Here is a 15,597-nt window from a genome sequence, read left to right on the forward strand (position 1 = left end):
TTCGGCGATGACATTGGCTAACGTAAATTAAAAATATGGTTACATTGTCGCTAACCTCAAACTAGGCTGCGACACCAAAAACCCTACACTCAAGGAAACCATTTCACATGTCAGATTTTAGACAACGCGCGCTCGATTATCACGCTAAACCAACTCCAGGGAAAATACGGGTAGAACTATCAACGCCAGCAGATAGTGTTGATGACTTAGCCCTTGCCTACAGTCCTGGTGTCGCAGAGCCGGTAAGAGAGATAGCGGAAGACCCAGATAACGCCTATAAATATACGGCAAAAGGTAACATGGTAGCGGTAATTAGTAACGGTACTGCCATATTGGGTTTAGGTAATCTTGGCCCATTAGCATCAAAGCCAGTGATGGAAGGTAAAGCTTTGCTGTTCAAGCGCTTTGCCGGTATTGACGCTATTGATATAGAGGTAAAGCACCGCACTACTGAAGAGTTCATTAATACTGTCGCCAATATTGCAGATACATTCGGCGGTATAAACTTAGAAGATATAAAAGCCCCTGAATGCTTTGAAATAGAGCAAGAGCTTATTAAGCGATGCAAAATTCCCGTGTTTCATGACGACCAACACGGCACAGCAATAGTGACGGCTGCGGGTATGCTAAACGCATTAGAGATTCAGGGAAAAAATATCGAAAATGCAAAAATTGTGTGCCTTGGCGCTGGCGCCGCAGCAGTAGCATGTATGGAACTATTGATAAAGTGCGGTGCTCAGCGTGAGCGTATTTACATGCTTGATAGAAAGGGGGTAATTCATACCCGCCGCGATGACTTAACCGAACACAAATCATTGTTTGCCAACAATACAGACAAACGTACCTTAGAAGATGTAATGCGCGGAGCAGATATTTTTGTAGGCGTGTCTGGCCCTGATCTTTTACCTCCGGAAACTCTAGCGCTAATGGCTGATAACCCTATTGTGTTCGCTTGCTCGAACCCGGATCCAGAAATCAGACCCGATCTTGCTCATGAAGTACGTGATGATTTAATCATGGCAACTGGCCGTTCCGATTACCCAAATCAAGTTAACAACGTACTGTGCTTTCCGTTTATTTTTCGCGGAGCATTAGATGTGAGAGCAAGCGCAATAAACGACGAAATGAAAGTGGCTGCTGTAGAAGCAATTCGCGCCATTACAAAAGAAGAAGTTCCGCCTGAAGTACTAGCAGCAAGCAACAGCAAAAACCTTAGCTTTGGCAAAGATTATATCATTCCTAAGCCTATGGACCCTCGACTTTGCGATCGCATAGCCAGTGCAGTAGCAAAAGCAGCTATTGAATCTGGTGTTGCGGGAATTTCGAAACCATCAGAAGAATAACCGAGAGTAAATTTATTAAATACTCTCGATGATAACGCCGCCCCGTTGTGAAGTTATACCGTTTGATGTGTCCCTGGATATTACTTTACAGGTATTACTTTAAAACAGGGCGACGTTTTTTATTACGTGTGAAAAGTGTTGAAAATTACTCTTCGGTGGGCTCATTTTCAAAGCTAGGATCAATGCCCATTTCTTCCATAATTCTTCTAGCTTCGGCAGGTACTCTATTAGCGTTATCTTTTCGAAGGTCATCATCGTTGGGGAGCGGTTGACCTGTAAACGCGTGTAAAAACGCTTCGCAGAGTAATTCTGAGTTAGTGGCGTGCCGCAAATTATTAATTTGACGACGGGTACGTTCATCCGTTAACGCTTTCAACACATTAATGGGTATAGAAACAGTGACTTTTTTTACCTGTTCGCTTTTTTTACCGTGCTCTGCGTAGGGGTGTATATACTTACCATTCCATTCTGCCATTGTACTAACTCGGTTTTATTTTAGTTGTGTTATAACGTGAAATTCTAAACAAGTTCACGAAAAGGTCAATTGAGCAGTGTAAACCTCTTGACGTCTAGACATATATTCTTTAATTTAGCCGTCTAAACGTCTATAAAAAGCTTATCAGAGAGAATTATACATGGTTTCTTACGCACAAGGCATTGATGCACTCAACCAGTCCTTATCGGAGCTGCGTGACATTGACGTCTCTTTTGAGTTTTTTCCTCCTAAAACGGAAGCCATGGAGCAAACATTATGGAAATCGGTAGAGCGGTTAGCGCCTCTCAAACCGAGTTACATGTCGGTTACCTATGGTGCAAACAGCGGCGAGCGCGATAGAACCCACGATGTAGTAAAGCGAATTCAACAACAAACCGGGGTTTCTGCGGTTCCTCATTTAACTTGCGTTGATGCAAGCAGAGAAGAGCTTAAACAAATTGCGCAAGACTACTGGGATTCAGGTATTCGTCGCATTGTAGCGTTACGTGGGGACCTTCCTGCAGGTGTTGACACAACAGAGATGTATGCCTCTGACCTAGTGGCATTATTAAAAGATGTAGCCGACTTCGATATTTCTGTTGCTGCCTATCCCGAAAAACACCCAGAAGCTCCAAATGCGCAATTTGACCTTCTCAATTTGAAGCGTAAAGCAGAAGCAGGAGCTACAGAGGCTATTTCTCAGTTCTTCTTCGACACCAGTGTATTTTTGCGTTTTAGAGATCGCGCTGCCGCAGCAGGTGTTGATTTGGATTTAGTACCGGGCATTTTACCTGTGACAAATTATCAAACCCTGGTTAAATTTGCAGGCTTTACGAATGTTCACGTGCCTGGATGGCTTCACAAAATGTTCGACGGGCTAGACGCCGACGACCAGGCCACCCGCAACCTCATTGGAGCCAATATCGCTATGGATCAAGTTAAGGTATTAGCCAAAGAAGGCGTAAAGCATTTCCATTTTTATACCCTTAACCGAAGCGAACTGAGCTACGCTATTTGTCACATGTTAGGTGTGCGAGGCGACAATAAATAACCTTTGCTCATAACTGCGCTGGCAGTTACCATTTACTTCAGCAATAAAAATGAAGCGGTGACGTTAATGTCAGGAGAGCACGAGTGTATTTAGAGCGGGTTAAAGCCACTTATGAGAATATAAAGCCTCAAGCGAAAGATCTCTTCACCATATTTATCAATCGCTGCAAAGAAGACAATGTCACTATTTCTGCTGGGCACTTGGCCTATGTAACGCTGTTATCGCTAGTGCCCTTCATAATGGTTACCTTCACTATTATGTCGGCCTTTCCTGCTTTTGCATCAGTACGAAGCAAAATTGAATACTTTATTTTTAGCAACTTTGTTCCCACCGCCAGTGATGTAGTGCATCAGTACATGACTGATTTTGTCGGTAATGCCTCTGAAATGAGCGCTATAGGTATTTTGTCTCTGCTGGTTGTGGCACTAATGCTTATCTCAAATGTGGATAAGACACTCAACCGAATTTGGCGAACGAAAAGCGAAAGGCCGATAGTGTTTACCTTTGCTATTTACTGGATGGTAATCACATTAGGGCCTATTTTAATTGGCTCCAGCGTGATTGTAAGCACTTACCTTACTGGACTTGCAGCGTTTACTGAAGAATACACGCCAGGATTAGGTACGTTCGTATTAAGCTTAGTACCTAGCGGCGCAGCCATGCTTGCATTCACTATTTTATACACTATGGTGCCTAATAAGCAGGTTTATGCCCGCCACGCAGCTTGTGGGGCCTTGGCCGCTACTATTGCTTTTGAAATTACAAAGTCAGGATTTGCACTTTACGTCACCAACTTTCCCTCTTACGAATTAATTTACGGCGCACTTGCTGTGGTGCCAATCTTATTTTTATGGGTATATTTGTCTTGGATTATTGTTCTCTTTGGCGCTGAATTCACCTGTAGCCTGGGCGAGGCATTTGAAAATCAAAGAGACCTCAATAAGGAAAAATACGTGTCATCTGAGGAGGAAGAAGACGAGCAAAAAAGTCTTGCGCCATCTCATAATGACGGCACAAATAAATAAGGGAGCAAATTGCTCCCTTATTTCTAATGGTAACCTAAATGGTTACTTTCGCTTTTATTTAGCTAGTTTTTCATAGAAGCAATAAACGCATCAGACTCTGCAATTGCTGAATTCATCTGGCTTAATAACTGAGCAACATTGTCTTCTATCGTTGACAGCTCACCTTGCAATGCACCAATTGCACTCGCGTTGAGGTTGTGCTTCAAATAAAGCACATTATCTTGCAGTGCATTTAGAACAGGAGGCATTTTACTTTCTGCTTTACGCATCGACTTCATCAAAGACGCGTAGCGTCGCTGAGTTTCTCGAAGTTTTGCCGCACTGTCTCGCTTCAATGAGCCGCTTTGGTATTTTTCAAGCTCTTCTTGCCACTCATCGAACAGCGCTTCGGCCACACTTTCTACTTTATCAATACGCGCAGTGACCTCTTCAGCTGCAGCTACGCTATCTTCATACTGCCCGTTTAGATTGTCGTAAACATCCTCAAGCTCACCGCCGTCAAACTCTACCGCCGCGCTAAACGCCTCTAACGCAGAACTAAATTGTTCTTGCGCGTCTTCCTGAGAATCTTTGGCGTTATCTACCCGATCAACAAGTATATCGCGCTTTTCTACACCGACCTTTTCCCACGCAGCATAATAAGCTGACTGACACCCCGTTAGAGTGAGTGCAGCAACAAACGCTGTAGTTATTAGTCTCATACTGTTGCTCCACCTCTAAAGCGCGCTGCGCTGATGATGCTTATAAGATGCAAAATTGCACCTAGCGGCCAAAATACAATTGCCAACACTACGGTTGCCGCCAGTGCGTAACAAACACCCACTGAAACAAAGTAAAATAGCGCTGCTAAAATTCGGCCTTGGACCAAATGTCCTAAACCGGGGATAAAAAAGTTACATATAGCGGCAATAACATTGCCACCCGATCCTTGACCTGCCATACAAACGTCCTCGCAATTATGATTATAATGTGATTAGCTAACGCATGCGTAACACCTTTTTCCAAATTAGTTTCAACCGTTGTGCTTAACGCAACGTATAAATTAAGGCGCAAGGTGTTTACAAGCGACAGCATGCATAATAATAAACTAAACTAAAACAGGCACTCGCACAACGCGTAGAAATATAATGAAACGACTTTATCCGGATGTAACCAGCTACAACGACGGATTTATTGATGTAGGAAGCGGGCATTCCCTCTATTTTGAGCAAAGCGGAAACCCTGACGGAATTCCAGTACTCTTTATTCACGGTGGACCTGGCGCCGGTTTGCCGCCTAATTACAAAAGCTTCTTCGACAGTAACAAATACCGTATTATTGGATATGAACAACGTGGATGCGGGCGATCTACGCCGCTTGCAGAAATAAGTAATAATGATACTTGGCTAAATGTAGATGATATCGAAATGCTTCGAAGCCATCTTGGCGTTCCTGAGATGCTACTATTCGGTGGCTCTTGGGGCTCTACGCTTGCCCTACTTTATGCGTTGAAATATACCGAACATGTCTCTGGTCTCATTTTACGCGGCGTTTTTCTTGCTCGACAGCAAGACAGAGAATGGTTCTTATCGCCCCAAGGGTGCGCCGCGCAGCTATTTCCAGAACATTATCGCAAGTTCACAAAAGATATCCCCCCACCAGTTACCGCCAATGCAGTTTGCGAGTATTACAGTGCTCAATTAAGCTCTAGCAACGAAGTTCTCAAACACGCAGCATTAAGACGCTGGTATCAGTGGGAAGAGCGTCTTTCACGGTTAAGCTTACCGCCGGGTGTTGGAGAGGCAAGCTGTCACTACCCCATGAATTTGGTAACGTGCCTAGCCACGCTAGAGTGTCACTTTTTATCAAATAAATGCTTTATTCCCGAAAACTACATTATTGATAATATCGAAAAGATAAATCATATCCCTGGAACAATTGTTCACGGTCGCTACGACATGATATGCAAAACAGAAGCTGCTGAAACACTCCATAAGGCGTGGGAACAAAGTGAGTTACAAATTGTACCCGATGCAGGCCACAGCACATCTGAGCCCAGTATCGCCTATGCACTTTGCCGCGCGACCAGAGATATGTCTCGTTTTCTCAAGGAGCAAACTCAGTGATAGGACTTATTCAACGGGTGTCTGAGGCTAGCGTAACTGTGGACGAGAAAGTCATCGGTGAAATAGGCCACGGTATGGTTGTGCTGCTAGGCGTAGAAAAAGACGACGGCGACGCAGAAATAGAGAAGCTAGCGAACAAACTGTGTCGCTATAGAATGTTTTGCGACAGCGATGGAAAAATGAACCTTAATATCGAGCAAGTTGGTGGAGCTATGCTTGTTATCTCTCAATTCACTTTGGTTGCTGATACGCAAAAAGGCAATCGCCCTGGTTTTTCTCGCGGCGCATCCCCTTCCCACGGAAAAAACGTGTATTTGCGGTTCGTGAACACGCTCAAGAAAAAGGGGATGTCGGTACAAACGGGAGAGTTTGGCGCAGATATGAAAGTAGCATTGGTAAACGATGGACCAGTGACATTTCAGTTTCAAGTTTAGGTTTTTAAGCTTGTGCCTACTGCGCGGTTACGTTTAAATACAACTCGATTTTTAAAAAGGGCTGTTTATTGTGTATAAGGTTGTAACACCAAAAAGCGATGCAGAATTTGAAGCCTACTTTCATTTTCGATGGGAGCATTTGCGTCAACCTTGGAATTTTCCTCCTGGCTCAGAAAAAGACGAATACGAACAGGTTGCTGAGCATCGCATTATCACCAATAGAAAGAATGAAATTGTAGCCTGTGGCCGTGTGCATCTAAATACCGCTGAAGAAGCGCAAATACGCCACATAGCCGTTCGCAATGATCATATGCGAAAAGGGCTGGGTAAAATGGTGATGGTTGCGCTTGAGAACGTTGCTAAAGATCTTGGCGCTGTGCGAGCAGTGACTAATAGTCGCGAAATTTCTATCGACTTTTTTGCCTCCTGTGGTTTTGTTATCGAGCGAGAAGCACCCAACGAACTAGGTATGCTGAAACGTCAGCAAATGGTAAAGAAGTTTACTGAAAACAATACGCTAGTGCTTCATCCAAAATGGTGTCGTTCATTACAAGAAACTTGGTCTGAAACCATTCCCATCACAGAACATATGGGTATTAAGCTTTACCAATACACAGGAAGAACCCTTGAGACTCGTGCATCACTGAATAAGAATATTAATATTCACGGCACTATGTTCGCAGGCAGTATTTTCTCTTTGGCCACACTTACCGGCTGGGGACTTATTTATTTGCAGTTGAAAGAGCGTGGATTGAACGGCGATATTGTGCTTGGCGATGGCGATATTCATTACCACAAGCCTATCACCATGAAGCCTAGAGCAATTTGTAACATAGAAACATTGTCAGGCAAGTTTGCTCCCTTGCAAAAAGGGAAAAAAGCGCGTTTTGAATTAAGCGTGGCTATTTTGGACAACGATACTGCGGTGGCAGAATTTGAAGGGGTATTCTGGGTGCTCCCAGTGTCTGAGAACAGCGAATAAAGAGAACGAATAGAGAGTCTGCAAGACACTCTTAACTAGAACTCTAGACAACAAAAAAGCGCCGACTGGCGCTTTTTTTATTTATCTGTCTGCGTTAAAAACTTTAAGCTGCAACCATCGCCGCCTGTAGTTTTTTCATCGCGTTCTTTTCAATTTGACGAACGCGCTCTGCAGATACATCGTATTTATTCGCTAAGTCTTGCAGCGTAATTTTGTTATCTGCTAACCAGCGTGTTTCGATAATATCCTGACTGCGCTCATCAAGGGTTTTTATCGCTGAATACAAACGCTTGCTTGCCGCAGTGTCCCAATCGTTATTGATAACGTCGGTTTCAACGTTGGCAGTTTTATCTTCTAAAAACTGAACCGGAGCAAAGTTACCTGTTTCGTCTTCATCGGCAGACAAATCGAATGCTTGGTCTTGACTGCTCATTCGAGCTTCCATTTGGAGAACTTCTTTTGTACTCACTCCAAGCTCGTCTGCTACTGTTTGTACTTCCGCATGCGTAAACCAACCCAAGCGTTTTTTCGCCTTGCGTAGGTTAAAGAAAAGCTTACGCTGTGCCTTAGTTGTTGCCACTTTCACGATGCGCCAATTTTTCAGAACGAACTCGTGAATTTCGGCTTTTATCCAATGAACAGCAAAAGAAACCAAGCGAACACCCACAGTAGGGTCGAAACGCTTCACTGCCTTCATCAGACCAATATTACCTTCTTGAATGAGATCAGCCTGCGGTAAGCCATACCCTGAATATGATTTTGCAATATGCACAACAAAGCGAAGGTGCGACATTACCAGCTTGCGCGCTGCTTGTAGATCTTCATCATCACGAAGACGCACTGCCAACTCGCGCTCTTCTTCGGCACTGAGCATATCAATGCGGCTTACAGCTTGAATGTAGCCTTCGATGCTACCGCTGTGTGGCACTGACATGGCCATAGATTGCAAATTGTTGCTCATTGTTCACCTCATCAAATGCGGCTCTGCACTTTACTTACAGAGCTGCGCGAGACCAAAATAATATAAAGAAGCCCGAACGATATGTTGGTATAAGGACGACTGCTACAATATCAAGACCTGTAGATCAAAAAAAAGTTCAAAACTTATCGCCCCACAACACCCTTAATAATAAAATATTTCCTTAAGGGGTTTCAACACTCATGTGGCGTTTTTAAGTGTGTACTGCTTAGTATACCGTAATTTAGCGCAAAACGTTTACTTTGGTCTCAACTATCTGTTGCTCAACGTTGATATTAAACATTGTGCGCTTTTCAACTAGCATGTAGTCTAATCAGCATACAGGTGTAAGTGGGCAAATTGGAAGTTTCCTCGAGTTTTTACACCGAGAAAGAGCAACAGTACCAATTGCTGTAGGAAGTAAGAAGTTGCCAAGAAAGACAGTTCAAGGATAAACATGTTTGCATACGTTGCCAGACAGCCGATATTTGACGTAGACAGAGAAGTATTTGCCTACGAGTTACTTTTTCGTATAGGCGAAGATAATTGCTTCCCAGATATTCCGCCTGACGAGGCAACGTCAAAAATACTCACCTCTACTCACCTAAGTCTCGGAATTGAAGAAATAACCGGCGATAAAAAAGCCTTTATTAACTTTCATCGCGATACTCTTATGTTCCGCTTCCCAACCTCCCTTGACGCCAGCAAAGTCGTTATAGAGGTTGTTGAAACCGTTGATGTTGATGACGCTCTTATCGCAGCGTGCAAGCACATTCGCGGACTGGGCTATCCTATTGCACTTGATGATTACGATATGGATGGAAAATGGGAGGCTTTCATTCCTTTCACTAGTATTGTAAAGATTGATATCACTGAAATTGCTCACGAGGAAATCCCCGCTCTTGTCAAACGATTCAAATCAAACAAAATCAAATTGGTAGCGGAAAAAATTGAAACCTATGAGGAATTTCATACGTTCAAGGAGATGGGGTTTGATTATTTTCAAGGCTACTTCCTTGCTCGGCCTGAAATAGTTAGGCATAGAAAAATAGGGCCAAATAAACTCACTATGCTCGAGTTGCTGTCATTGAGTAGCCAAGCAAACCTTAACTTAGAAAAAGTTCAGGCCATTGTTGAGCGCGATCCATCGTTAACCTACTTGCTTCTGCGTTTTATTAACAACCCAATGGTTAATAAGCGTCATAAAATAAATTCTCTGAAGCACGCACTCAACTTTATGGGCGAAGTAGAGGTTAAAAAGTTTATTGCACTGCTTGCTTTAGCAAACCTCAGTGACGGACAGCCCTCAGAATTAATGCAAATGGCTTTGGTGAGAGCAAAATTCTGTGAACTGGTTTACCTAGCGGTGAATAAACAAAAAAGTGCACATTCCGGCTTTTTAGTCGGCTTGCTGTCGCTACTCGACGCAATGATGGAACAACGAATAGAAGATGTTGTGAGCAAAGTCCCTCTCGATGATGATGTAAAAGACGCCTTATGCGGTCGACACAATGTACTCAGAGAGTGCTTGGTACTGTCTACCCAGTTTGAGATTGCACGGTGGGCGAGTATAAAACAGTTTTCCGCAAAGCATGGGATAAGCCAATCGTTACTTCATAGCTATTACAATGAAGCTATAAAATGGGCAAAGCACTTGCACAACGCGGCGCTAGAAAAAACCTAACGCTTCAAGCAAATATAGATGTGTATTAAAAATGTACTGTAATCATTGTTTGTGTGAGGCCAATGTCATAATCTACCGGACAAAGCCCATTATTGGTGGCAGTGAGACAGCATTGAATAAAGGTATTGTTTTACACGTCGATATCTTAGTGTAGTAAAAGATGTGTAGCAAAAGAGCAATTAGTCAATACACGAAAAAAAGCACAACAAAAGCTGTGTGTATCATCAGGAATTAAATATGTTCGCGTTTATCGCTCGTCAGCCTATCTTAGATAAAGAAAAAAGCGTATTTGCCTACGAGTTACTTTTCCGGGATGGAAAAGGTGGGGCGTACCCCGAGCATCAAGAAGAAAAGTCGAAGTTTATAGCCGATAACTTCCACCCTCTTGGTCTTGATGATATTAGCGGCGAGAAAACCTCATTTATCACATTTTCTACCGATACACTTGTTTCTCGATTTCCCACCAACCTCAATCCAGATTCTGTTGTCGTGGAGCTTGCCAACCCAGCTGACACAAGCAATGGCTTGTTTGAAGCTTGTCAGCACATTAAGCAGATGGGTTTCAAACTGGCAATAGACGATCCTATGATGATAGGTGCCGAACACGATATTTTTCCACTGATTGATATTGTAAAGGTAGACGTTTCAAAAGCTCGGTTTGATAACCGCCTTGAAAACATAGAGAAACACATTCCTCGTTATCATGACGAGAATAAAAAGTTAGTTGCCGAACAAGTTGACTCACAAGATCACTTCACGACATGTATCGACTTGGGCTTCGACTTTTTCCAAGGCTATTTTTTCTGCCAGCCAGAAGCGCGAATCTTAAGGCAATTGCCCGCGTCCAAAATGAATATTGTGGACCTAATGGCTGAAAGTGGAAAAGTTAACTTTGATATCGATAGAACGACACAAATTATTGAGCGGGATGCGACGTTAAGCTTTTTACTACTCAAATTTATCAATAATCCCACTATTAACAAGCGCTATAAAATTACATCGCTAAAACATGCACTTAATTATATGGGCGAAGTGGAAATAAAGAAATTTATTGCCCTGCTAAGCCTCACGCATATTGCCGATGACAAGCCGCTAGAAATCATCCACATGTCATTAGTTCGAGCAAAGTTCTTCGACCTATTAGCCGAACGAAGGGGCTTTAAGAATAATCCGCCCATCGCGTTTTTAGTCGGGCTGTTTTCGCTACTTGAGGGGTTATTAGATCAATCTATGAGCGATATTGTCAAACAGCTGCCCTTAGCAGATGATGTGAACAACGCATTGTTAGGTAAGAATGCTGAACTCAATAACTATTCTGCGCTAGTGCGCGGATTTGAAAGTGCAATTTGGATGAATGTGATTAAACAAGCCAAGCTGCTCGATATAGATCAGAAGCAACTCCATATGCTTTACAACCAAGCAATTGTTTGGGGGAACGGTATTCGAAGCACCATTTCCACTCATTTTCCAACGGCCAGTGCCCAGGGCTAACTATTACTTCGAACCGCTTCGCTATTGAGGCTCTATCTGCCTAACATGGCGCTGTACGGATATTAATGAACCTAGCAGTCCTAATAATACCGAGAGCCCTAACATGGTAAATAGTGCGCTTCCTGTGAGGCCTGTAATGTTGAACTCTTTTTGATACATTGCTGCAAAGGTTGCAATACTGCTGTCCATCCACCACAGAATGATAATAACGGCAAACCATGCCATTAAGCCGCCAAGCAACCCATACCAAAAGCCGGTATAGAGAAACGGTCGATGGATAAATGCATCTGTTGCTCCAACGAGCTTCATGACAACGATTTCGTCATATTTGTTGAGGATATTAAGTCGAATGGTGTTCCCTATAATCAGTACCACTGCAATAAACAGTAATACACCAATAAGCATAACTAAATCGCTCGCAATGGCTATCACCGCATATAAGCGCTCAAGCCACTCGATATCTAGCTTGCCAATATCGACTTCCCTTTGCTGCCTTAATTTATCTAGTAAAGCTCTTGCGGCACTTGGCGAACCATTCTTTTCAGTGGGAGTTACCAAAACCACATCGGGCAGCGGGTTCTTCTCTAAGTAAGCAATAGCATCGCCGAGCCCCGACAAGTGCTGGAATTCTTTTAATGCATCATCGGCAGGAATATAGACAACACTTTCAATCTCTTGCCATGTGTTAAGCCGCGCTACTAACTGCTGTGAACGGTTAGCGCTGATATCTGGCTTTAAAAAAAGCGATATTTCAGACGCCTGATCCCAGCCTGCGGTAATTTTTTCTGTATTTTTCACCATGATATAAAGGGTGCTCGGCAAAGTAATACTCAGCCCTAAAACCCCAATAGTCATTAGTGACGCTATTGGCTGTCGCCAAAGCTCCCCTAAACTCGAAAGTGCTTGCCTGACATGACTCACGAAGAACATGACAAACCCCTGCAAAACAGATACTTTTGAGGAAGAAGCCCCTTTAGCCCGACCTTTAAACAATATACTCATGAGCGTTCACCCTGTGATGTATACCCGCTATCACCGTCAGTAAGACCATCAGTGATCATTTGTCCGTTTTTCAACGTTAACGTGCGGTAGCGCATACGAGCAATTAAGCCCAGATCGTGGGTAGCAATAAGCACGGAAACCCCAGCCTGATTAAAGTCTTCGAACAAGCGGATTATTTCCATAGACAGTTTGGGATCGAGGTTACCTGTAGGTTCATCAGCGAGTAGCAAAGGGGGCTTGTTCACAACGGCTCTCGCTATGCCCACTCGCTGCTGCTCGCCGCCCGATAGCGTGATGGGTAAACTGCGGCTTTTGTCTCTGAGCCCGACCATTTCAAGAGCGGCATCTACGCGCTTGCGTATTTCTTTGTGCGTGTAGCCTTCGATAACCAGTGGCAAAGCGACATTGTCGGCAACGGTTTTATCCATAAGCAGCTGATGGCTTTGAAATATCATCCCGATATCTCGGCGTATAAACGCGATATCCCGGCGGCTTATTTTGTTGAGATCATGACCATTAATGAGCACACGCCCCACTGTAGGTCGTTCCATAATACTAATAAGTTTAAGCAGGGTACTTTTACCGGCCCCGGAATGACCGGTTAAAAACGCCATTTCGCCAGGCGCAATGTGAAAATTCACTTTGCTGAGCGCCCGCTGGCCGCCGGGATAGGTTTTGCTTACCTGCTCAAACTTTATCATTTTTACATCCTAAAACTTGAATACCCTAACTTGCTGGCGTATCTAGCTCGCTAAACAGGGCATCAATAAACTCTTCACCGTCAAACTGACGTAAGTCGTCAATTCCCTCGCCCACACCAATGTATCGAATTGGTATGCCGAATTGATCGGCTACAGAGAAAATCACGCCGCCTTTTGCTGTGCCATCTAACTTAGTTAACGTTATGCCGGTTAAGCCTACAGCTTCGTTGAACAACTTGGCCTGACTGATTGCATTTTGGCCAGTTCCGGCATCTAGCGTTAACATAACTTCATGTGGCGCGTTAGGGTTAAGCTTTTTCATTACCCTAACCACTTTTTTCAGCTCTTCCATAAGGTTATCTTTATTTTGTAAACGCCCTGCGGTGTCCGCAATCAGAATATCAGAGCCTCTGGATTTTGCGGCTTCAAGGGCATCGTATAAAACCGACGCACTATCTGCCCCTGTATGCTGGGCAATAACGGGAATACTGTTACGCTCGCCCCATACTTGCAATTGCTCTACCGCAGCTGCACGGAAGGTGTCGCCCGCTGCTAACATGACTTTCTTGCCCTGTTGCTGAAACTGCTTGGCTAACTTGCCTATAGTGGTGGTTTTACCCACACCGTTTACGCCCACCATCAAAATAACAAATGGGCCCTCTTCGGCATTGTGCTTCTGTAACACGTCATTTAACGGCTCATTGACGTTAGCAAGCATTCCAGACATTTGCTGTTTTAGGATATCGAGCAGTGCTTCGGCATCTTTCAAGTCTTTTCGGGATGCACTTTCGGTAAGGTGATTGATAATTTTTTGCGTGGTGTCCATGCCTACATCAGCAACAAGCAGTTGAGTTTCTAAGTCTTCATACAGCTCATCATCAATGACTTTGCCTTTAAACAAACTAACAATACCGCTACCAATATTTTCTTTGGTTCGCGATAGGCTTTCTTTTAGTCGAGCAAAGAGAGATTTCTTTTCTTTTACTGGCTGTGGCTCTTCGGCGACGGTATCTTCGGCGACGGTATCTTCAGCGCCGGTATTTTCAACGCCGGTATTTGTAACAGTGAACTCATCTTCAACACTGGCAGTGGAAGCTTCTTCAACAGGACGGGGATTACTGGACAGTGGTTGCGCCTGTGACTTGTCTGCTTGTTTTTGCTCGCTATCTACAGCTTGATTTATGCTTTCACTCGCATCATCGTCAGCAGAAGAAAAGTCTAGCGGTGCCTGACTTTTTGCTGCGTCATCGTTTTCTGTTGGCTCTGCGGTTGCCTCGACAAAATCAGATTCACTGATACTTTCTGGAGCGGCAGTAAGTGCACTATCGTTATTATTAGCGTCTTCAACAGTGCTTTCAACAGCGTCGACAATAGTATCGCGTATAGCTTCGTTACCATCTGTCGTCTCGGACGATAAAGAGGGTACTTCCTCTTTTTGCTGCGGCGCTGTGGCTGTCTCTTCGCTAGCTGATTTTTCAGCCGAGACTGCCGCTTCTTCTGCAGAGTGCTCTTTCGCCTGCTGCTCTTTTTGTTTTTCCGCTTTTTTGTTCTTGCTGAACCAGCCAAAAAGTTTCGACATTGTTAGGACAAATCCTTATAAATTCTGCACAAATTCGGCTACACTTGCCGTCTAATCTATAACAGCATGATACCACTGTCAGTCACTATGAAGCGAGCCTCTCGCCCATCTAGGGCCATATCTTCTACAAAAAAACGTCAGCCTGCAAAAATTGACAGGAAAAAGAGAGGGCTAATTCGCATTATTAGCGGCCAGTGGCGTGGAAAACGACTCCCGGTACTTGATGCCGAGGGACTTAGGCCCACTACCGACAGAAACAAAGAAACCTTGTTCAACTGGTTGATGGCTTATGTTAACGATGCCCAGTGTTTAGACTGTTTTGCAGGGTCGGGAGGTTTAGGTTTGGAAGCGTTATCTCGCTATGCCAAACGGTGTGACTTCATAGAACTCGACAGGCAAGCCAGCGATCAGTTGAGTAAAAATCTACAAACACTGAACGTAGCAAATTCAGACGTAGCATCGGTCCATCAAGGCGATGCTTTGAAGGTTATCAAACAGCTTACAGACACGCAGTACGATATTGTTTTTATCGACCCGCCGTTTTATCAAGGTTTGGTAGAGCCTGTAGTCAGTGAAATAATCAACGCCAATATTGTGTCTAAAGGCAGCATGATTTACATCGAGCACGAAACCGAACTGACGTCACTGTCGCTTCCTGGCCACTGGCATGTGGTTAAAGAGAAGCGAACAGGTTCTTTGGTATACATGCTTGTTGAAGTAGGCGAGTCAACCCCGCCAGAACAAGAAAATGCCTAGCGTGTGCTGAC

16 protein-coding genes are annotated in these 15,597 nt (G+C 44.0%); 9 read left to right on the forward strand and 7 right to left on the reverse strand.

The genetic code is table 11. The features are described 5' to 3' along the window. The first annotated feature begins 107 nt into the window (after nucleotides 1-107). Nucleotides 108-1,343, forward strand: coding sequence for a malic enzyme-like NAD(P)-binding protein (locus CW735_RS17510; protein WP_071980773.1), 1,236 nt, complete (start codon nucleotides 108-110; stop codon nucleotides 1,341-1,343). A 145-nt stretch (nucleotides 1,344-1,488) separates the two neighbouring features. On the opposite strand, the gene metJ is transcribed toward CW735_RS17510, so the two are convergent. Continuing rightward, nucleotides 1,489-1,818, reverse strand: coding sequence for a met regulon transcriptional regulator MetJ (metJ, locus tag CW735_RS17515; RefSeq protein ID WP_071980774.1), 330 nt, complete (start codon nucleotides 1,816-1,818; stop codon nucleotides 1,489-1,491). 160 nt (nucleotides 1,819-1,978) lie between these two features. On the opposite strand from metJ, the gene metF reads away from it, so the two are divergent. Together metF and CW735_RS17525 are read left to right on the forward strand one after the other, a co-directional pair. Continuing rightward, complete coding sequence (gene metF / locus CW735_RS17520) at nucleotides 1,979-2,869, forward strand: methylenetetrahydrofolate reductase (protein ID WP_071980775.1); 891 nt, start codon at nucleotides 1,979-1,981, stop codon at nucleotides 2,867-2,869. An 83-nt stretch (nucleotides 2,870-2,952) separates the two neighbouring features. Next, the gene (locus CW735_RS17525; RefSeq protein ID WP_071980776.1) at nucleotides 2,953-3,894 is read left to right on the forward strand and encodes a virulence factor BrkB family protein; all 942 of its coding nucleotides are present in this window, start codon (nucleotides 2,953-2,955) and stop codon (nucleotides 3,892-3,894) included. 62 nt (nucleotides 3,895-3,956) lie between these two features. Here CW735_RS17525 and CW735_RS17530 read toward each other — a convergent pair whose 3' ends face one another. Together CW735_RS17530 and CW735_RS17535 are read right to left on the reverse strand one after the other, a co-directional pair. Next, nucleotides 3,957-4,595 (reverse strand): DUF2959 domain-containing protein, encoded by a 639-nt coding sequence (locus CW735_RS17530; protein WP_071980777.1) that lies wholly within the window; start codon nucleotides 4,593-4,595, stop codon nucleotides 3,957-3,959. Further along, complete coding sequence (locus tag CW735_RS17535) at nucleotides 4,592-4,834, reverse strand: hypothetical protein (RefSeq protein ID WP_071980778.1); 243 nt, start codon at nucleotides 4,832-4,834, stop codon at nucleotides 4,592-4,594. The genes CW735_RS17530 and CW735_RS17535 overlap by 4 nt, the downstream gene beginning before the upstream one ends. 187 nt (nucleotides 4,835-5,021) lie before the next feature. On the opposite strand from CW735_RS17535, the gene pip reads away from it, so the two are divergent. The 3 genes from pip (at nucleotide 5,022) to CW735_RS17550 (ending at nucleotide 7,415) form a co-directional block, all read left to right on the forward strand. Then, a complete protein-coding gene (gene pip, locus CW735_RS17540) occupies nucleotides 5,022-5,999 on the forward strand; it encodes a prolyl aminopeptidase (protein WP_100973033.1) in 978 nt (325 codons plus the stop codon). Continuing rightward, nucleotides 5,996-6,433 carry a D-aminoacyl-tRNA deacylase gene (gene dtd / locus CW735_RS17545; protein WP_100973034.1) on the forward strand — a complete coding sequence of 146 codons (438 nt, stop codon included), beginning with the start codon at nucleotides 5,996-5,998 and terminating at the stop codon, nucleotides 6,431-6,433. The genes pip and dtd overlap by 4 nt, the downstream gene beginning before the upstream one ends. 70 nt (nucleotides 6,434-6,503) lie before the next feature. Next, a complete protein-coding gene (locus CW735_RS17550) occupies nucleotides 6,504-7,415 on the forward strand; it encodes a bifunctional GNAT family N-acetyltransferase/hotdog fold thioesterase (protein ID WP_071980781.1) in 912 nt (303 codons plus the stop codon). 103 nt (nucleotides 7,416-7,518) lie between these two features. Here CW735_RS17550 and rpoH read toward each other — a convergent pair whose 3' ends face one another. Next, nucleotides 7,519-8,376: an RNA polymerase sigma factor RpoH gene (gene rpoH / locus CW735_RS17555; protein ID WP_071980782.1), complete on the reverse strand. Its 858-nt coding sequence runs from the start codon at nucleotides 8,374-8,376 to the stop codon at nucleotides 7,519-7,521. A 454-nt stretch (nucleotides 8,377-8,830) separates the two neighbouring features. Here rpoH and CW735_RS17560 point away from each other — a divergent pair, with 454 nt between their 5' ends. Next, nucleotides 8,831-10,057 carry an EAL and HDOD domain-containing protein gene (locus CW735_RS17560; protein ID WP_100973035.1) on the forward strand — a complete coding sequence of 409 codons (1,227 nt, stop codon included), beginning with the start codon at nucleotides 8,831-8,833 and terminating at the stop codon, nucleotides 10,055-10,057. 237 nt (nucleotides 10,058-10,294) lie between these two features. Continuing rightward, a complete protein-coding gene (locus CW735_RS17565) occupies nucleotides 10,295-11,548 on the forward strand; it encodes an EAL and HDOD domain-containing protein (protein WP_071980784.1) in 1,254 nt (417 codons plus the stop codon). A gap of 21 nt (nucleotides 11,549-11,569) precedes the next feature. Here CW735_RS17565 and ftsX read toward each other — a convergent pair whose 3' ends face one another. Genes ftsX through ftsY form a run of 3 tightly spaced genes read right to left on the reverse strand, consistent with a single transcriptional unit; the run spans nucleotide 11,570 to nucleotide 14,830 of the window. After that, nucleotides 11,570-12,550 carry a permease-like cell division protein FtsX gene (gene ftsX / locus CW735_RS17570; protein ID WP_071980785.1) on the reverse strand — a complete coding sequence of 327 codons (981 nt, stop codon included), beginning with the start codon at nucleotides 12,548-12,550 and terminating at the stop codon, nucleotides 11,570-11,572. Further along, nucleotides 12,547-13,251 (reverse strand): cell division ATP-binding protein FtsE, encoded by a 705-nt coding sequence (ftsE, locus tag CW735_RS17575; RefSeq protein ID WP_071980786.1) that lies wholly within the window; start codon nucleotides 13,249-13,251, stop codon nucleotides 12,547-12,549. Before ftsE ends, ftsX begins: the two co-directional genes overlap by 4 nt. A gap of 25 nt (nucleotides 13,252-13,276) precedes the next feature. Beyond that, nucleotides 13,277-14,830 (reverse strand): signal recognition particle-docking protein FtsY, encoded by a 1,554-nt coding sequence (gene ftsY, locus CW735_RS17580; RefSeq protein ID WP_100973036.1) that lies wholly within the window; start codon nucleotides 14,828-14,830, stop codon nucleotides 13,277-13,279. 66 nt (nucleotides 14,831-14,896) lie between these two features. Here ftsY and rsmD point away from each other — a divergent pair, with 66 nt between their 5' ends. Further along, nucleotides 14,897-15,586 (forward strand): 16S rRNA (guanine(966)-N(2))-methyltransferase RsmD, encoded by a 690-nt coding sequence (gene rsmD / locus CW735_RS17585; protein ID WP_083595324.1) that lies wholly within the window; start codon nucleotides 14,897-14,899, stop codon nucleotides 15,584-15,586. The last annotated feature ends 11 nt before the right edge of the window (nucleotides 15,587-15,597 follow it).

It is taken from the genome of Alteromonas sp. MB-3u-76 (assembly GCF_002831605.1).
GTDB lineage: Bacteria > Pseudomonadota > Gammaproteobacteria > Enterobacterales > Alteromonadaceae > Alteromonas > Alteromonas hispanica.